Annotated in this window: 14 protein-coding genes; 9 read left to right on the top strand and 5 right to left on the bottom strand. The window is 56.2% G+C overall.

The features are described 5' to 3' along the window. The first annotated feature begins 1 nt into the window (after position 1). Both ACP7BS_RS08300 and ACP7BS_RS08295 read left to right on the top strand, forming a co-directional pair. Positions 2 to 1,489, top strand: a complete 1,488-nt coding sequence (locus tag ACP7BS_RS08300; RefSeq protein ID WP_426232126.1) for an aldehyde dehydrogenase family protein — start codon at positions 2 to 4, stop codon at positions 1,487 to 1,489. Positions 1,490 to 1,632: 143 nt separating this feature from the next. After that, on the top strand, positions 1,633 to 2,442 hold the full coding sequence (locus tag ACP7BS_RS08295; RefSeq protein ID WP_426237567.1) for a hypothetical protein: 810 nt from the start codon (positions 1,633 to 1,635) through the stop codon (positions 2,440 to 2,442). Positions 2,443 to 2,596: 154 nt separating this feature from the next. Here ACP7BS_RS08295 and ACP7BS_RS08290 read toward each other — a convergent pair whose 3' ends face one another. From ACP7BS_RS08290 to ACP7BS_RS08270, 5 genes are all read right to left on the bottom strand, one after another. Further along, positions 2,597 to 2,827 carry a hypothetical protein gene (locus ACP7BS_RS08290; RefSeq protein ID WP_426237566.1) on the bottom strand — a complete coding sequence of 77 codons (231 nt, stop codon included), beginning with the start codon at positions 2,825 to 2,827 and terminating at the stop codon, positions 2,597 to 2,599. Between the two features lie 138 nt (positions 2,828 to 2,965). Then, complete coding sequence (locus ACP7BS_RS08285) at positions 2,966 to 3,697, bottom strand: aquaporin (protein ID WP_426232028.1); 732 nt, start codon at positions 3,695 to 3,697, stop codon at positions 2,966 to 2,968. Then, a complete protein-coding gene (locus ACP7BS_RS08280; protein WP_426232027.1) occupies positions 3,679 to 4,011 on the bottom strand; it encodes a nitrile hydratase in 333 nt (110 codons plus the stop codon). Before ACP7BS_RS08280 ends, ACP7BS_RS08285 begins: the two co-directional genes overlap by 19 nt. Further along, entirely contained in the window at positions 4,004 to 4,669 is a 666-nt protein-coding gene (gene nthA, locus ACP7BS_RS08275; RefSeq protein WP_426237564.1) for a nitrile hydratase subunit alpha, read from the bottom strand. The genes ACP7BS_RS08280 and nthA overlap by 8 nt, the downstream gene beginning before the upstream one ends. Next, a complete protein-coding gene (locus ACP7BS_RS08270) occupies positions 4,666 to 5,004 on the bottom strand; it encodes an SH3-like domain-containing protein (RefSeq protein WP_426232025.1) in 339 nt (112 codons plus the stop codon). The genes nthA and ACP7BS_RS08270 overlap by 4 nt, the downstream gene beginning before the upstream one ends. A 1,288-nt stretch (positions 5,005 to 6,292) precedes the next feature. Here ACP7BS_RS08270 and ACP7BS_RS08265 point away from each other — a divergent pair. The 7 genes from ACP7BS_RS08265 (at position 6,293) to tehA (ending at position 19,228) form a co-directional block, all read left to right on the top strand. Beyond that, positions 6,293 to 6,502 (top strand): CbtB domain-containing protein, encoded by a 210-nt coding sequence (locus ACP7BS_RS08265; RefSeq protein ID WP_426232024.1) that lies wholly within the window; start codon positions 6,293 to 6,295, stop codon positions 6,500 to 6,502. A gap of 10 nt (positions 6,503 to 6,512) precedes the next feature. After that, positions 6,513 to 7,259 carry a CbtA family protein gene (locus tag ACP7BS_RS08260; protein ID WP_426237563.1) on the top strand — a complete coding sequence of 249 codons (747 nt, stop codon included), beginning with the start codon at positions 6,513 to 6,515 and terminating at the stop codon, positions 7,257 to 7,259. 297 nt (positions 7,260 to 7,556) lie between these two features. Then, positions 7,557 to 9,068 carry an ATP-binding protein gene (locus ACP7BS_RS08255; protein ID WP_426237560.1) on the top strand — a complete coding sequence of 504 codons (1,512 nt, stop codon included), beginning with the start codon at positions 7,557 to 7,559 and terminating at the stop codon, positions 9,066 to 9,068. Between the two features lie 114 nt (positions 9,069 to 9,182). Beyond that, positions 9,183 to 15,854, top strand: coding sequence for an AAA family ATPase (locus ACP7BS_RS08250; RefSeq protein WP_426237558.1), 6,672 nt, complete (start codon positions 9,183 to 9,185; stop codon positions 15,852 to 15,854). Positions 15,855 to 15,958: 104 nt separating this feature from the next. Next, on the top strand, positions 15,959 to 16,366 hold the full coding sequence (locus ACP7BS_RS08245) for a carboxymuconolactone decarboxylase family protein (RefSeq protein ID WP_426237556.1): 408 nt from the start codon (positions 15,959 to 15,961) through the stop codon (positions 16,364 to 16,366). Positions 16,367 to 16,387: 21 nt separating this feature from the next. After that, positions 16,388 to 18,010 (top strand): Na+/H+ antiporter, encoded by a 1,623-nt coding sequence (locus ACP7BS_RS08240; protein ID WP_426237554.1) that lies wholly within the window; start codon positions 16,388 to 16,390, stop codon positions 18,008 to 18,010. 207 nt (positions 18,011 to 18,217) lie between these two features. After that, on the top strand, positions 18,218 to 19,228 hold the full coding sequence (gene tehA / locus ACP7BS_RS08235; RefSeq protein ID WP_426232018.1) for a dicarboxylate transporter/tellurite-resistance protein TehA: 1,011 nt from the start codon (positions 18,218 to 18,220) through the stop codon (positions 19,226 to 19,228). The last annotated feature ends 52 nt before the right edge of the window (positions 19,229 to 19,280 follow it).

The raw sequence follows: 19,280 nt of genomic DNA, 5'->3' as shown, positions 1-19,280 counted from the left end.
AATGTTTAATCATGGGTCACTCAATGTCGGCAGCGCTGGGGGAGCGGGGGCACCTCAGGTGCTGGACAGAAGATGCTTCTACATTAACGGCGAGTGGCGTCCTGCGCAGGAGGCAGCGACAATTGTCGTAACCAATCCTGCCAACGAAGGGGCCTATGCCGTCGTCTCTGCCGGATCGCCTGCAGATATCGACGCTGCAGTTAAGGCTGCCAGAACTGCTTTTGACGATTGGAGCCGGCTGGCTCTGAATGAGAGAGTGGCGTTCATCCGTCGCATTGCGACGTTCTACGAAGAGCGCATCGATGAGATGGGAGCGGCAATCTCAAATGAGATGGGAGCGCCCATCTCCATTGCAAGGAATTCGCAAGCCGGGTCAGGGCTTTACCATCTCAAAGCCTTCCTGACCGCGCTTGATGACTTCAAATTCGAGCATCTCTTGCGTCCAGGCCTCGATAACCAGCAGATAGTTCATGAGCCGATTGGAGTTTGCGGACTTATCACGCCGTGGAACTGGCCGATGAACCAGCTCGCACTGAAAGTTATTCCTGCGCTATTGACGGGATGCACAGTCGTCCTGAAGCCTTCAGAAATCGCGCCCATCTCCAGCATGTTATTCGCAGAGTTTGTAGATGCAGCCGGGATTCCAAAGGGGGTGTTCAATCTCGTCAATGGCACGGGTGCGACGGCCGGTGCGGCGCTGTCGGGCCACCCAGATGTGGACATGATCACTTTTACGGGCTCTACCCGAGCTGGTACCGCAATCTCCCGCGCCGCGGCCGGCAACATAAAGCGTGTTTCCCTGGAATTGGGTGGCAAGTCACCGATGCTGGTATTTGCTGACGCGCCGCTGGAGGAAACGGTTCGACGATGTGTCGCTCAATGTTTCGACAACACTGGGCAATCGTGCAACGCTCCGACCCGGATGCTCGTCGAACGTCCAGTCTATGAGCAAGCAGTATCCATCGCGAAGAAAGCCGCCTTGGCGGCTAAAGTCGGCGCTTCCGATGTTGAAGGTGATCATCTGGGACCAGTCGCCTCCTTTGCGCAATTTCGGAAAATCCAGGAAATGATCCATGTGGGGATAGAGGAGGGCGCGCGGCTTGTCGCAGGGGGACCCGGCCGACCGCCTGGCTTTTCTTCGGGCAACTACGTCAATCCCACGGTATTCGCAGACGTGGACAATAAAATGCGGCTAGCTCAGGAAGAGATTTTCGGCCCGGTTCTCTGCATCATACCCTTCTGCACGGAGGAAGAGGCGGTTCTGATCGCAAACGACAGCCCGTTCGGTCTAGCGGGTTATGTCGAAACGGCGGACGCCGAACGTGCCAAGCGCGTAGCTCGACGTCTGCGCACGGGAATGGTGCAGATCAATGGCACTGCAAAAGCGCCGGCCAGTCCGTTCGGGGGCTATAAACAGTCCGGTAATGGACGCGAGGGGGGAACGTGGGGATTGGAGGATTTCCTTGAGGTGAAGCTGATAAGCGGTTGAACCAATAGCTCGACCAACATGTAAAGCAGGGGTCTCAAAAAATAGGCCAAAAGGGACGGGATGAAAGTGCAGGTTGCAGCAGCTCGCTCCCCGTCTTTAACGTGGACACTGATGCCCCGGCTGCGATATGACGCTCCAGCTGAATGATGGCTAAAGATTTGATGATGAAAAAGATCCCGAAATCCGGTGCGCCCATCACCGGACGAGTTTCGCCGTCGTCAGCCACACTTCGGCAGCTCTACATGTTGTCTGGAAACCTCTGCGCCAAACCTACCTGCAATACCGTTCTGCTCAATGCGAATGGAACCATAGTAGGGGAAGTGTGCCACATCCGCGCGGAAAAGCCGGGCGGCGCCAGATACGACGCCACAATGAATGAAGAAGAGCGTCGGGCTCCCGCGAATCTCATCTTGCTTTGCAACGTTTGCCACAAGCTGGTGGATACTGAGCACAAGAAGTACACGGTAAATATCCTGAGCAGATGGAAATCCGAGCGCGAGGAAAAATTCGAAGCCGTCGGTGACACGCTTCGGCAACGCTACGCCGAGCAAATCGAGGATGAGGCGGAGACCGTCGATTCCAGTTCACCGAAGTCACTCAAAGGTCTGATCAAACATCTCGATGACCAAAACGTCGTCCATCTAATCGATCCAGCTACATACCAAGAGATCACATCGTACTGTGGCAAGCTCAAGCATCTATCGGCTCCGGATCGATCGCTAATGAGAGCGATCGTGGAAAAGAGCCTTTCATTGGGAGGCCGTCGAGAAAATGATTACGGAATTTCCATTCACCCTAACGATCTCAAAACGATCAAAATTGACGGCAAGCGACTGTCCGAGTACCGCATAAATAAATTGGCGGGCACACTCGAACGGCATGGCCTTGGCTCGCTCGACTGCGACTCGGAGCCAGCTCTGTTCGTCTCTGCTCCAGATGAATCTGTTGCGTAGTCCGATTTCCAGGCGTATGTCGCGAAGAGCGGTCGATCGCTCAGAGATGTCATCGATGACCTCAAATTTGGTCTCCTCGACAAATTAGAGTCTGGTCCGGTGTCCGTTCATCCGATACAGCATCTCGAAATTGCCTCTACTCGCCGATAATCGACTACATGGCGGCTGCCAGTCGGGCGACGATCTTTTGAACCGCCCGGTCTTCGACGTCCACCTTCTCCGTGGCAGCTTCCACCACCTGTGGCAGGTAGACTCCGACGTGTGACGGATGTGACCCAGGGATTGCCTCCCGGTAGCAGAGGATCATCAAAATCAAGACTATAGAAAACACCATCGGGGCTCCGATTGTGACAACTGGGGATTCTTCATCTCCAAAATCCTTCATGCTGATCTCCTTTGTTTCGGCTAGGTGAGTGACCCCGATGGGCGCGCGACTGGAGGACCGCTCCGGAGAGAGGTTGGTGGTGACATTCGAAACCTGGCTAAGACAAGTAAGTGGCGGCGTTGGCTAGATCGTGCCCAACTACTTCAAATTGGATGAATCCCGGAGTGGATAGAAGAATGTTGCCAGCAAAAGTGCTGCCAGACCTCCGAGAAATTGGGCGATGACGAAGGCGCCGACTGCGACGGGCGACGGCCCATACGACGACGCGACGAGGGCGATCGTCACTGCAGGGTTGGCGAGCGAACCAGTCGGGGTCGCAAGTATTCCTCCGCACAGCCAGGCGCCGACTGCAAATGGCCCGGCCTGCCGGCTGCCATTCCTGCTGCAGCAGAGGACGACCATCATCAGGGCGAACGCAGAGACAAACTCACTTAGAATAAGTCCGGGATCTGGAATGCCACCGGAGGCAAAACGGGGGGGCAGGTCGAACATTGCCAACGAGATGATTGACCCTAGGGTAGCTCCAGTCGTCTGGGCAACGATATATGCTAGGGCGCAGTCCAGACGCCGTGTCCCAGATTTCCATTGCAAAAATGAGATCAGGGGATTGAAATGCCCGCCTGACACAGGCCCGAAAGCGATAATCAGCGCGACCAGACTTGCGGAGATCGCGGCTGCCGACGCGAGGGCGGCCATGTTCGGATCTTTGAACTGATGTGCAACCGCGGCCGAGCCCGAGATAGCTATCATCAGAAGCATTGTGCCCAGTCCCTCGGCGGCGGCGCGAGGTGGTATGGAAGCATGCAGTGAGGACTCGACAAAGCAGGCACGGCTCGACCGAAAGGAAACCGTTACGGCGTCTCGTTCCATCTCGCTTCGACCTCCTGCATTTTTAGCGCTAGCTCCTCCGGCGTGAGGAGTCGTTTCTGGAAAGCGATGTTGGCGAACGTAGCAATCCAGCGCTCGTAGTAAGTAAGTTTTCCGACCAGGTCAGAACCGAGGGACTCCACCCCGCGCCGTTTCTCCTCGGTGTTTATGATCTTGTAGTAGTCAAGGACGTCAGCGAGCGCGTGGCATCGCTTCTCCCAAGGCTCAAGCACGTGATCGACCTGTTCAATCCGGTCAGCAGACAACCCACCGATGTCGTTGGGCAACCGTTTCAGAAGATGCTCGGTGTCAGTCATCAGAGAGCCCTCCAAGTGGGGTTGGAACCTGGATCACCCCGATCATCGCGTCGCGTGTGACAAGAGCAGCCAACTGTTCTTCGTTGAAGCCGTCGGTTCCAGCGGGTCGCATTGGCAGTACCAGGAACCTCTGGATAGCAGTGGAATCGCTTACACGAACCTCGACGTTGTCGGGGATGTTCGTGCCAAATTCGGCCAAGACTTTTCGGGGCTCGTAGACCGCCCGTGCCCGATATGGCTTCAGCTTGTACCAATCCGGGGGTAGGCCGAGGACCGGCCTCGGATAGCAGGAGCAAAGGGTGCAGACGATCAAGTTGTGAACGGAGGGGGTGTTCTCCAGGACGATGAGGTCGGTGTCGTCATAAAAAGTAATCCCAAACTCTTCGCAAGCTGCCCGTCCGTCGTCCAAGAGCCGCGCACGAAAATCAGGGTCGGACCACGCCTTCGCTACAACCTTTGCGCCCAGTGCGGGGTTCCGAGAATCGAGTAGTTCAATCTGGTGACGAATATCGTTCGCTGTGAAGAACTTTTTCTCGATCATGAGTTCTTCGAACGCCCGTTCCATGATGTCGTAATAGCCTGGACGTCCTTCAACGATCGCTGCGTGCGGGTGATCGTGGTCGTGGTCGTGGTCATGATTGTGATCTGAGCTGCTCATGTAGCTTCTCCTTTCAACCAGGTCTCGAAGACCTCAATCCTTAGGCTGTCAGTCGGCGCGCCCTCGTACGTGCTCCAGATCGTGTTCATCGGAATGGCGAGCCTGTAGTAGTGTCGGAGGGATCCTGCGTTTCGTCCGAACCCTTCTTCTTCATTGTTGACGGCCTTCCGCTTGATCACTTTCTCCACGGTGGCGAGTTTACCGCGAAGGTAGTTCGGGACGCGGTAGTGACCGACGGGAGCACGCTCGTCGATCCGCACGGTTGCGCCCGGAAGAAACACCGGAAGCTCCCCTATCGCATCGACAACGCCGATGGTGTTGTGACTGTTGTTCATCTGGTGACTCCAATTTAGGCTCGAGAGGCGTGGTTGGATGCTATCAAAGATGCGTTCCATGGAATTTCCGTTTCGTCCGAACACGGTGGAATCCAGCGTGCAGAGACGTAATTTAAGCCTCTGGGTTGGGTTGGCTCCCCACGATCAGTCTTTTTGAGCGCCGCACATGCCATGGAAAGAGGGGGTACACACACGGTTCTAGCCCACACAACTCGAACGTTCCAAGCACTGCTTCTGCGGCGCCAGCTCGTCTGCCATCATCGCTGTCCACCAGGCGGATCGTAATATAATTCGTGTTGGCATGGCGCACTCGATAGGTGCCTCCGCCACCCTCCAACGTGTCGCCGGTTCGAAAAAGTTCAAAACCGAGGACATGTACGCATCCATTAGAGAGCCTATCGGCGCCCGATGGGCAGGTGGCCAACCCCTCGAACATGGAGCCCTCGATGAGGACTCGGCCCTTCCTACGCAACTTGAGGGAGGTGTGTCTTGTTGCAACGACAACAGTGCCGTTGTCAGCTCCGAAGTCGAAAAGCTGGGCTGTCACGTCGAAAGAGCGTGCGACGCCACCCATCGAGACCAGTGGATCCAATGAGTTCACGAAAGACATCTTTCGTCCCAAACTGCAGGCCAGTTCTGCCGTTGCTCGCGACAGCGTGCGATGGCGATACGGCAGGAAGTTCCGTGTTGCATCCATCGGGCGAGATCCTTCTGCAACCTCAAATGATTGCGTCAGGCTATGCGAGGAAGCGGTCTCTTACTATCACACTGAGGTACAGTGGTGACCTGACGAACCACTGAACGCCGGGCGAAAAAAAGGCCGCTCCCCGGCGAAGGAGCGGCCAATTTGGGTCATCTGGACCCTGTCTCCAAATGCCTAGAGGGGGAGGGCATTTGGCAGTGGCAGCGCGGAGACAGCTGCCCACATCGTCTGGGAGGATAAGACGACGTGACCCGTATACTGTAGGCCATTCTAAAATGCCGTGTCACTGGACTCTGGTATAGCATCCAGACGGAACCCATCCTGGTGAGCTACTTCCTCTCAAACGCGGTTTTCCGCGGTCACAATCATGGGATCGAAGAGTCTTCGCTTTGACGACTTAGCTTCGATTTTTCCCGTACCACAAATTCGATCAGGCAGCGTGTGCCAACTTGGAACTGGGAGACTGGTTCCTTCCCGGTTAGAACGCTTTCGTCACATCATCGTACGAATTCGATAAACCCGCTCCTTCACTGCGTTCATCATGCGGTTTTCGATTTTCCAACACCTTTTGCGAAGGAGTAGTTCATGACCCACATCGTCACTCGCCCATCGTTGTCACCGTCGCCGGTCTCAGTGGAAGACCTAATGCCATGGGCTGCGTTCGTTGGAATCCTTCTTCTTATGGTGCTTTATTTCGTCGGGGCAGAGCAGGGTGCGACCGCGCTCCTGCCTGGCAGCGATGTGCACGAGTTCGTTCACGACAGTCGGCACTTGCTGGGTTTCCCGTGCCATTGAGGAGTTCGCCATGATCCAGAAACTGCTCATTGCCGGTATGCTGTCGGGTTTCCTGATCTCGCTTGCGGCGTTCGGCTATGCGAGGCTATTTGCGGAGCCTACAATCGAACTTGCCATATCGATGGAACAGGATGCCGACGCCCACGGCACCCATCCACATGAGGAAACTATAAGCCGAAATGTTCAGCGGAACGCCGGTCTGTTCACAGGCATCGCCAGCTTCTCCGTCGCGCTTGGTGGGCTGCTGGCGATCTTAGTGGCATTCACACACGGTCGAATAGGCGTTGGGACCCGCGCAAGCGTCTGGCTGGTCACCGCTGCGTCCTACGCTTCCGTCGTCGTGCTTCCCCAACTGAAGTACCCGGCAAGCCCGCCAGGCGTGGGAGCGGCAGAAACGATCGGGAGCCGAACTGAATTGTTCTTCATCGCTGTTCTGGTATCAATCGCATCCGTGATCCTGTCGATATGGGTGACCCTTCAGCTCGGGCGTTACCTCTCATTTTCCAAGTCCGCCTTGGTGGGAACTGTTGTATTCATCGGACTGGCGTCGTTGGCACACCTTGCCCTCCCGACGGTAGACGAAGTTCCAGACGCTTTCCCGCGCGAACTGCTTCAGGAATTTCGCCTTCACGCCTGGATTCTTCAGGTTATCATCTGGGGCGGCCTAGGGGTCGTTTTTGCAGAAATGGCCAAATATCTGGTCGATAATAGCGACCTGGACAACCACGCGGTGCGCTACATTTCGCCCAATGCGTAACCGCCAGAACGCGGTCCGTCTTCCCTGCCTTTCACAGCCGATCTCACAAGATCTAACTGGACTTCACACCGATTTACTCGCAGACTTTCAACTGCTTGTCCGTCAAACAGAGAGGACCGTGCCGGTGGGCTGCAGGGTCACAGCCGGGGGTAGATAGACAAATTGAAGGCGTTTTCGGCGGCGGATGCCATATTCTGGTGTGAATGCCTCGCTTCTCGGAGGTAGTCCCGCCGACGACTGAGGGAAAAGGAATGCTCTGCCGGCAACATCCTGCCGCAGGAGCTGGGAAGATCCTCGATGACACCTGCTAGGATACTTGTCGTTGAAGACGACCGGGTCGTCTCCCGAGACATCCAGCTGAAACTATGCCGAATCGGTCACGCGGTCGCAGGTCACACTGCGAGGGGCGAGGACGCCGTTTCACTGGCAATCGAGACGAGAGCGGATCTCGTTCTCATGGACATCCGTCTTGAAGGAGCCATAGACGGTGTCGAGGCCGCCCGCCAAATACGCGACGTCTGTAGGCTTCCCGTTATATTCCTGACTGCATATGCTGACGACGAGACGGTCAAGCGTGCGAGCCTCACCGAACCTTTTGGATATCTCTTGAAACCCTTCGACGACTCACAGCTCCGGACTGTTGTCGAAATGGCGGTCTACAAGCATGGAGCGGAGCGACGTCTTCGCGAGAGCGAGCGACGCTACGCCACCACTCTTTCGAGCATCGGCGATGCCGTGATTGCGACCGATGAAAGCTCGATTATCACCTTCATGAATCCAAGCTCCGAACTTCTAACGGGATGGCCTTCACTGCAGGGCGTGGGGCGTCCATTGGACGAGGTGTTTCGCGTGACGAGCGCGACGACACGTCGACCGGTCAAGGAACCGGTTGCGGAGTTCATGAGTTTCGGGGCGGACGCCGGGTTCGCAAGGCAGACAATCCTTGTGACAAAGGATGGGCGGGAAATTCCGATCGAAGACAGTGGGTCCCCGATCATTGGGGATACGGGGGAGTTGACCGGGGCCGTCGTCGTCTTCCGAGATGTCTCGGAACGAAACAGGGCTCAAGAGCGGCTCAGGAAAGCTCACCAGGAACTTGCCCATGTCGGCCGTGTGGCGACGATTGGCGAGCTTACGGTGTCGATCGCCCATGAAATCAACCAACCTTTAATGGCTATAACGACCAACGCCGCTGCCTGTATGACCTGGCTCGCAGGCGCGCAACCTAACATCAATGAGGCGAAACAGGTTGCCGAGCGTATTATCCGGGACGGCCATCGGGCAGGCGAAGTCGTCGCCAGCATACGCGCGCTTGCTCGAAAATCGGACCCAACGATGTCATCGGTCGATCTAGGCAGTTTGATCCTCGAGGTGGTGCTGCTCCTGCAGGGAGAGATGCGCAGATTCGCGATTTCGGCTGAAACGCAGCTTTCAAACACCGCACTGCGTGTGCGCGGGGATAGAGTTCAACTACAGCAACTTGTCCTCAACCTGCTGATGAACGGTATGGATGCCATCATAGCGGCGCACAACGAGCCACGGCTTCTACGGATAACGACGGAGGAGAACGCCAACGACTCGATCACCGTCACCGTGTCAGATACAGGTGTCGGGCTTGCTGAAGGCACTGCAACAAAGGTGTTTGACGCCTTTTTCACAACTAAGCCCGACGGCATTGGAATGGGACTTTCAATCTGTAGATCGATTGTCGAGGCCCATGGAGGTCGACTTTGGTGCTCGAATAATCGTGATATGGGAAGCAGCTTCCACTTCACTGTCCTCAAAATGGCAGAGGCGACAAGGGCGTGAGTGATCTCGGGGTGCAAGAGCGCATATTGAAATTGCCCTGGGCGACTGACGATTTTCCCGTTCGAGCTGGCCCGGTGCTCGTCGCAGGCCTTACGACAACGATGAGGTGGGTGGATGGATAGCTCCGCGTACACGCTCACGGAACTGTGCAAAGAGGCTGACACGACGCTCTATCGTGGTCATGGTGGCATCGCGTCGGCGCCGTTTCTCCTTGTCGTCGCCAACATTGGCAGGCCAGATGCCGCCGGAAGGATAGCTCGTGAGTACGGGTTGGCGCATGGACTGGATAGAGCATGGGCGCTACGTCCCCACGAGCTGACGTCACATGACGGAAGAGGTGCACTGGTCCTCGAAGATCCGGGTGGCTGCCCTCTTCAATCGCTTCTCGCAAAGCCCCTTGAGGTCGCGTCGTGCCTTCGGTTAGGCCTCGGGATGGCGTGGGCATTGCGGCAGGTTCACGGCAGCGGCATAATTCACCTCGATCTTCGGCCATCCAACATATTCATAGGCGCGGACCATGCGGTTCGGTTAACTGGGTTCGGGTCTGCCTTGCTGACGCGCGAAAAGGGTGGCGATGACAATGCCCAAGGCTTTGTTCCCGGCCACTATGAATACATGTCTCCCGAACAGTCCGGGCGAGCGCAAAGAGCGCCGGATCAACGAAGTGACCTTTATGCGCTTGGCGCGATCATGTACGAAATGCTGACCGGGGCTATTCCATTCAACGCGTCAGACGCAACGGAATGGATCCACTGCCATATCGCGCGGCAACCGGTTCCACCGAAAACAAAACGCGAAGACGCGCCTCTCGCACTCTCGGATATAATATTGAAGCTCCTGGCCAAGTCTCCGGAGGAGCGGTACCAAACCGCCGCGGGACTTGAACATGATCTGAAGTACTGCCTATCGGAATGGAGCGCGACAGAAGAAGTGGGCATGTTCGCGCTCGGCGTGCACGATACGGCCGACGCAATGGTGTTACCCCGGAATCTATACGGAAGAGAAGGCGAGCTTGAGGCCCTGGCCACGTCATTCAACCGAGTCGCAGAAGAGGGGGGAGGCGAACTATTCCTGATATCCGGATACAGTGGTGTGGGAAAGTCTTCGATCGTAGACGCCTTCCTCACGTCAGTGGGCCAATCCGACGCGATCGTGGCGTGCGGTAAGTCGGACCAATATAGATCGGATATTCCCTACTCAACCTTAACTGCAGCCTTTGCGGAAGTGGTGGATAAGTTGCTCAGGATGAGTGACGGCGAACTTGCACCATGGCGTGAAGCGATCTTGGAGGCGCTTGGACCGAACGGCCAATTGATGGTGAGCCTCATTCCGCAACTCGAGCTGGTGATTGGCGTCCAGCCGCAAGTCGCACAAGTGTCACCTTGGGACCAGCAAGCCCGGTTCCAGCGTGTGTTCCGTCGGTTCATCGACGTGTTCGCCCGAAACGGACGACCTCTTGTGCTCTTTCTTGATGATCTTCAGTGGCTGGACGCAGGGACGCTGGCGCTGCTCGAGGCACTGATTTCGGACGGTGGCATGCGAAATCTCCTGGTCGTTGGCGTGTACCGGGAAAACGAGATCGGAAACGATCATCCGCTTGCAAGTGCATTGCAGCGCATTCGCCTTTCCGGCCGCCCTATGGTCGAGGTCACGCTCTCTCCGCTGACGAAAGCTCACTTGACCGAGCTTGTCGCGGAAACGCTGACGACATCTGCGGTACACTCTAAGCAACTCGCTGAATTGGTGTTCGAAAAAACAGAGGGAAACCCATTTTTCGCAATTCAGTTCCTTCATTTGCTTGCCGACCAGGGACTGTTGAGATTTGACCACTCCAACGGGCAGTGGCTGTGGGAACTCGGAAGCATTCGCAAGCAGGCCATCACGGAGAACGTTGCCACGATACTCGCAGCGAAATTCGAGCGTTTGGCTGAACCTACGCAAGTAGCTCTAGGGATCATGGCCTCTTTCGGCAGTCCGGCCGAATTCCGGACGTTGAAAACAATCTTGGGAGGGAGCGACGAGGAATGCAGGGCGGCGCTTCAAATGGCCGTGAACGCGGGCTTTATACATCTGAACGGCGAGTTCTACGAGTTTCTGCATGATCGCCTCCAGGAGGCGGCTTACTCGTTTATCCCGGTTGAAAAGCGCGGAGCAGTGCACCTTAACATCGCGCGAGCGATGTTTTCGTCCCTGTCCGCGGTCGAGCTCGACGAGAATATTTTCGCCGTCGCTGGACAATTCAACCGCTGCCAGTCTTTGGTTACGGCAGCATCCGAAAGGGAGCTGGTTGCCCAGCTTAATCTGTTTGCGGCGAAGCGCGCCAAGATTTCGACGGCTTACCTTTCGGCGCTCGAGTACACTAAGGCAGCTGTTGCCATGCTCACCGCAGAACGGTGGGAGATGCAGTACGACCTCACATTCGCCCTCGCCATCCTAGAGGGGGAATGCAAACTCTTGATCGGAGCGTTGGCCGACACATTGCGCCTGGCTGAGATAATCAAGCCAAACTGCCGTACGAAGACTGACCAGGCGCTGGTCTGTTGCCTGCAATCGGACGTGCACGTCATCCGGTCCGACTACGCCTCAGCGATCAAGGTGACATCTGACTGCTTGGTCCTGTTCGGAATCGATATCCCCGCTGATCCGACGCGCATGGAGGTCGACAAGGCTTTCGCGAATATATGGACCATTCTCGACGGGCGTTCGATCTCGGGTCTGGTCGATTTGCCAAGAACAGAGGATCCCGACGTCGAAGCTACAATGCGTATCTTGCAAGCCCTCTTCACGCCGGCTGGGCTTCATGATTCAAACCTGCTTTATCTGGTACTCTGCAACATGGTGGAGATTACGGTGAAGCACGGCACGACGCCTGCTTCACCGATCGGTCTCGGCTGGTTTGGGATGGCTCTCGGCCACGTATTTGGAATATACGGGGATGCGCTCCAATTCGGTCTTCTTGCATCCGCGATTGTCGAGCGAAACAATTTTCTGGCAGAAAAGGCCAAGACTGATTTTTGCCTGCAGATGCTCTTGGTTTGGTCCAGGCCGGTATCTGAAGGCCTCGACACTGTGAGAAGTGCCTTTACCACGGCAACTTCTACCGGCGACGTGATTACGGCGTGCTTTAGCGCCGTTCACATCGTCGCAGACCGCCTTTTGCGGGGCGATAACCTCCAAGCGATCCTGGAGGAAATACGTCAAACGTTGGCATTCGCTCGAAACGCTAGATATCGCGACGTCATCGATTGCATCGTCATTCAAGAGCGGTTTGTACAGACAATGCGCGGTGAAACGCCATCCTTTTCGTCCTTTGATGGCGAAGGATTCGACACCGAACTTTTCGAAGCCCAGTTTACACCCGACCGCATGTCGATGATGACGTTCTTCTATTGGACCTCTAAAGGTGCGGCGCGCTATCTATCGGGAGACCTCGACGAGGCGGCTGAAGCCCTGCAACATGCCTTGGAACTCGTCCCGAAATCACACGGGCACATACAAAGAGGTGACATCGCATATTACACAGTACTCACCAGAGCGGCTTTGCTGGAGTCTGCGATCAGTCCGGACGACGTCGCCATTCACCAACAGGAGATCGAATTCCACGCCGACTTGCTGCAGAAATGGACGGGTACATGCCCCGAAACGTTCGCGGACCGAAATGCCCTCGCGCATGCGGAGATTGCGCGTCTCAAGGGGCAAGAGTTAACGGCAATGCAACTGTATGACGACGCGATTGAGTTATCTCGGAGGAATGGCTTTATACAGAACGAAGCCATCGGCAATGAACTCGCGGCGAAATTTCACCGTTGTCGAGGTGCGGCAACCATCGCCGACGCCTATCTTGCAAAGGCTCGTGAGTGCTATTCGGAATGGGGGGCACACGGCAAGGTGCGCCAGCTGGACCAACTCCATCCGCGTAACAGCGATGGAAAAGCTTTGCCCACATTGGAGCGGGTGACGCTTAACAGTTTCGAAAGGCTCGATCGCTCGACGATCATCAGCATCTCGCAGGCAATATCCAGCGAGATTGATCTCAGGAAGCTGATAGAGGCCTTGATGAAGGTCGCGCTCCAAGACTCCGGTGGGGAGCGGGCCGTGCTCGTCCTCGTGCAACAAGCCGACTTGCAGATCGAAGCTGAAGGAAGAATTGTCGATGGGAGCATCGGCGTCAGATTTCCAGAGACCCCAGTGGTACCGACAGACCTTCCGATGTCGATACTTCGTTACGTGATGCGATCGGGGGACAGTGTGCTGATCGATGATGCCGTCGACCGCAATCCTTACGCAGCTGATCCATACTTCACGGGAGAAGCATTCCGTTCCGTTCTTTGCGTACCCATCGTCAAGTATCAGAAGGCGATCGGTGCTCTCTATGTTGAGAACAACCACCTATCGCGCGTGTTCACGCCCGAGCGGCGTGAAATACTCTCACTTGTCGGCCTGCAGGCAGGCATCTCACTAGAGAATGCCCGCCTTTTCCGCCATGTCCAGCAAATAACAAGCGTCAGTCGGAGGGCGGAGAGCGAACTCAAGCATTCGATTGATCTAATCCCTGCGTTGGTATGGAGCGTGTATTCCTCCGGCCGCGGCGCGGTGTTCAACAGGCAGTGGCACGACTACACGGGGATTTCGCCGGAGGTCGCTAGAGACGGTGGCTGGATAGCGTCGTTCCATCCTGACGACCGAGAAAAGGTGATGGTGAAATGGCGTGAACTCGTGGACCACGAGATAGCTGGCGAAGTCGAGGCCCGCCTTGTTCGTACCGACGGTACATCGCGCTACTTTCTGGTCAGGGCCGCCCCTTTGCGAGACGACGAAGGCGTTGTCGTCAAATGGTATGGAACGAATACAGATATCGACGATCTGAAACGCTCCGAGCAGTTGGTCTTCGAGGAAAGGCGGCTGCTCGAGATGGTTGGTGCGGGAGACGCGCTGCCGCGGATTATCGACGAGCTTAGCCTGGTGCTTGAGCGATTTATCGAGAGATCTGTCGCACTCGTCATTCTTTTCGATCCAGAGAGCCGTAGAATTGTGCAATGCCAAGCGCCAAGCGCCGAGGAACGGTTCGCGCGGACAATTCTTGAACGAAGCCAAGCTGGAATGGGTGCGTCGCTCTGGGAACAGTGGGCCATACGCCAAGAGACGACTTTTTGCGCTGCCGTCGAGGATCAGCCTACGACATCGCCCTTCCGCGACCTAGCGTTGGAAAATGGCTTTCGGGCTTGCTGGTCCACGCCGATACTGTCGTTCGACCGTCGACTGCTGGGTCGGTTTGGCGTGCTGTTTCGATCTTCACGGGGGCTGATGCCTCATGAGATAAAAATCGCCGAGCAACTCGTTCGATTGGCGGGCATCATCATTGAGCGGAAGCAGGCCGAGGATGCGCTCAGAAAAAGCGCGACCCTGCTTGCGGATGGTGAAATGATCAGTCATGCCGGAAGTTGGACGTGGAATGCCGCAACGCGCCGTGTTTCGTGGTCCGCTGAATGCGCGCGCATTTTCGGGTTCGCTCCCGATGAGCGCGGATTGCCCTATGAGGCAGTTCTACAGCGTATCCACCCGGACGATAGACCGCTGATTGAAGCACGGCGGGCCGCGACCCAGCCCTCCGGCGACGCAAGTTTCGAGCATCGGATATTGTTATCGGACGGATCAGTAAAATTGGTCCACGCCCGAGACAAGGTGAGCTTCGATAGCACTGGAGCGGTCGCCGAATACTTCGTGACGGTCCTGGACATCACTGATCGAAAAAAGAACGACGATGAGATGAGGCGGTTGGTTTCTCTGATCGAGAACAGCAACGAGTGCATCGCTTATGCAGCTTCAATATACGACATCACCTACGTGAACGATGCGTGGCGTCGGACGATCGGGCTTGACCTCGACGAAGACCTCGCGTCTTACCAGATGGGTGATTTCCTGACGGCCGAAGCGTTCGCAGCACTTACGGGACACGTGCTTCCCATTCTCTTGCGAGAGGGGCATTGGCAGGGCGAGTGCTCCCTTCGCCACCTGCTGACCGGTGAGGTCATCCCTGTTCACAAAACGATTTTCTTCATTTTGGATTCCAAGACAGGTGAGCGCAACGGCATCGCCACAATTTGCAGAGACATCACCGAACAAAAGCGGATGAACGGCAACCTTCAAGCATCGCTCAAAGAGAAGGAGGCGCTGTTGAAGGAGGTCCACCACCGAGTGAAAAACAATCTTCAGCTCATAAGCAGCTTGCTTAGTCTGCAAGCTGAACGGATAGACGACGCCGGCGTTTCGGAACTGTTTGCCGAGAGCCGGGATCGTGTTCGATCAATGGCGCTTGTCCATGAAAACCTTTACCGGGCGGGTAACTTTGCGAATATATCTATGCAGACACATGTCCAGAACCTTTGCGCCAATCTCATGCATGCCTACAGTATGAAGGGGCAGAATGTTGAGTTGGTCACTTTTGTTGACGACATGGAGCTCGACCTTGACCGGGCGGTATCAATTGGCTTGATCATCAACGAGCTGGTCTCCAATTCGCTCAAGCACGGCTATCCGGATGGCCGGCGGGGCCGTGTCGAAGTCCAATTAAAAGCATTAGAGGACGGTTCAAGCGTCCTGTCGGTGGGAGATGACGGCGTCGGGATGCCCGAAGATTTTGACAGCGATCAGGCGGATACGCTGGGCCTGCAACTCGTTCACGACCTAACTGATCAGCTTCACGGTACAATCGAGGTTTTTCGTCAAAGCGGAACTATATTCACAGTGACATTCGGTCCTCTGCCAAAGGCGGCTCACTCCATCTAACGCGAAATCACAGCCTTTCCTGCCAAAGGAGAATACAATCAGAGACTTGCGCCGTAGTTGCAAGATCATGCTTTGAATTCAGATCGGCGGGGAGAACGAGCGTTATGGCGCAGAGTGTGGTCGATCTCGGACAACGTCGATACGAGCGTGGCAGGCAGATCGTCGATAAGCTTGACCGGGACGCTGACGACAAAGTTATTGCGGCACTGTCCGACATAGCTCCCGATTTTTCCCGATACATTTTCGAATTCGCATTTGGCGATATCTATAGTCGTCCCGGACTAGATTTGCGTTCACGTGAAATCGCAGCCATTGCCTCCTTGGCAGCGTTGGGAAATGCGTCGGCCCAACTTAGGGTTCAGATCGAAGCGGCTATGAACATCGGGTTGGATCGCGACGAAATAATCGGACTGATCATCCAAACGGCCGTTTACTCTGGTTTCCCGGCGGCTATGAACGAATTGCTTGTTGCCAAGGAAGTTTTTTCCGCGCGATCGCGTCCTCTTGAATAGGCTCTGCGTGAGCGTCTAACGATGATTGAACAGTGTAGGAGCGGGATGGACCACTCAGGAATTTTTCTTGCATTCGCGCTTGTTGGAGCAGTCGCATTCGTGGGCGCGATCGCGAAGCGCTTCAACATCTCCAGCGTGATCGCCTTCGTCATCGCGGGCGTCGCCATCGGACTTGTTCCGATCGTTCCCGTGGTACATATCGAGCCCGAAATCGTTCTGATGCTGCTCCTTCCCCCGCTTCTCTATAGCGCCGGCGTTGGAATGAGTTGGCGGGGCTTGAAGTACAATATCGGAACGATTTCATTTCTTGCGATCGGCGGGGTCATCTTCACCGCTCTCGGCGTCGCCTACGTTCTCAATACACTTTTCGGGATCGACTGGCTCATAGGCCTCTTGCTTGGCGCGATCATTGCGCCTCCAGACGCCGTTGCGCCGATGGCTATCGTCAAACGGCTCGTGGTTCCGGACCGGCTCGTCACGATCATCGAGGGCGAAGGGCTAGTTAATGACGCGACCGCGCTCATCCTGATTGGTTTCACGGTCAGCGCTCTGCAGGGCGGAGACCTCTCGCTTCTGTCCGCCGCGGGGCGCTTCACCCTTATCGTAGTCGGCGAGATCGCCTGGGGAATGGCTGTCGGCAGGCTTCTTCTCGAGTTACGCAAGCTCGCGCGTGATCCACATGTCGAAATCATTCTCTCGCTGATGACGCCCTTCCTTGCCTTTTGGGTGCCTCAGGCAATTGGCGGTTCGGGTGTCCTGGCTGCCGTTGCTGCCGGGGTCTACGTGTCGTGGAACGGTCCGAGATACATCGCTCCAGCGACCCGGCTTCAGGGTTACTTCGCTTGGGATCTCGTCACATATGTGATCGAAGCCGTGGCGTTCTTCCTAACCGGCCTCCAAGTCCGCACCATCATCGAATCCGCTGACATGGGCATATGGACCCACTACCTTGCGGTGGCCGTGACGACCGGTCTGATTGTGATCGTGCTACGCTTCCTGTGGGTGTTTGCAGGCACCTTCCTCCCAAAACTCGCGGCCAGACGGTTCGGGTTCGGACCCACTTTGCGATGGAGATACGCAGCAGTGATAAGTGTGACCGGAGTTCGCGGCGTCGTGTCGCTGCTAGCGGCGCTCTCAATTCCAGACCTAATCGCTTCCGACGGCTCAAACGCCAAGCCGATGCTGCTCGTTGTAACGCTGTGCGTGATCATCGCCAGCATGATCGGCGTCGATGCGGTTCTCCCTTCGATCGTCCGTCGGTTGGGATTGGCAAACGAGGGTGCCGCTGAAGCCAGCGAGAAGCGGTCTCGCGAAATCCAGGCACGCCTGGACGCAGTTCAAAAAGTTCTAAGCGAGCTTGAGACCTTTAATGAGGGGACGTGGACAGCCGAGTCTCTCGCCGAGCTCAGACGGAAACATGAGGACCGCCACATCCTTTATAAGCGCATTCAGCACAACCGCGAGGAGGGCAGGGCCAATTCTGATTATCCGGAGATTCAGCTGAGGCTCATCGAGGTTGAGCGCCAAGAGATCGCGTCTCTCTATGCCGAACAGCGACTAGACGATGAGGCGAGGCGCCGAATCGAGAGGGAGCTCGATCTCGAGGACACAAGGCTTCGCCACATTATCCAGGGGTCCACCTGATCATCCCATCGCGTCTAACTGGATCTCACAGGAACATGCTCGTGCTTCGGCGGATAATTCGTCACATTGGCCACGAGTTGATCCTTTCAATCTTTCTAAGGCTTCTCCCGCGGACCTCGGGAGCGCAAGAACAACCTTATCGATCTGTCAGAGCTAAGATGCCGCCCTTCAGGTTGAAGGCCTAGTGACAGAGGACAGGAAACCAAGATGACTTTGCCGCTAGTCCCCGCGTCCTTTTTCGGAATAGTGCTGGGTCTGGCAGGGCTCGGGAGTGCGTGGAGAGCCGCCTCCAAACTTTGGGGGCTGCCGCCGGTGATCGGCGAGATAATCAGCCTGGCCGCAGTGGCCGTCTGGATTTTACTTGCTGTCCTCTATGGCCTGAAATGGATTTTAGCAAAGCACGAGGCGCTGGCGGAGGCGAGGCACCCGGTTCGGCTCTGTTTTATCGGGCTGGTCGGCGTCTCGGCAATGCTAGTCGCTCTGGCTTTGCTTCCGTATTCCAAGGCAGGCGCATGGACGTTCTTCATCGCCGGATGCTCCTTTGCGTTTTCATACGCAATCTGGAGCACTGGGCGCCTATGGCGGGGCGCTCGTGACCCGGGCACCACCACCGCCGCACTCTACCTTCCAACGGTTGCCACGTGTTTCGTTTCCGTCATCCTTTTAGGCGTGCTTGGACACCCGGATTGGGGACAGCTCGCCTTCGGGGCAGGGATGTTTACCTGGCTGGCGATCGAATCCGTGCTTCTCCAACGAATGCTGACCGTTGCGGAAATGCCGGAGGAGATGCGTCCAACTCTCGGCATTCAGCTTGCCCCGCCGGCTGTAGGATGCGTTGCCTACCTCAGCATCACCACCGGTCCGCCGGACACGTTTGCTCACATATTGCTGGGATATGCGATCCTGCAAGCCCTACTACTCTTCCGACTTGGAGGTTGGATATTGGCGCACCGTTTCGCAGCGTCCTACTGGAGTGTCGCGTTCGGTGCCAGCGCGCTTGCGTCCTCCGCGGTTAGGATGGTCGAACGCGGTGAAGTGGGAGCCGTTGCTACACTGGCGCCATATCTTTTCTTGGTCGGTAATGTGATTGTCGGGCTCATCGCGGCGGGGACAATATACCTAATTGCAAAGGGACGAATGACACCGATGTCGCCAATGGTGAAACCGGTAGGGGGCGAAATCATTCGTTTGACCCGGTCGGCCAAAGACGTGCAGTGATGCTCTGGCAGTCGCCGACTGGCCATACCAAATCTTCACAGCAGTCAAAGAG

Source organism: Pararhizobium sp. DWP1-1-3 (genome assembly GCF_049896125.1).
Classification (GTDB): Bacteria; Pseudomonadota; Alphaproteobacteria; order Rhizobiales; family Rhizobiaceae; genus Pararhizobium.
This window is presented reverse-complemented; position numbering and strand designations above follow the sequence as displayed.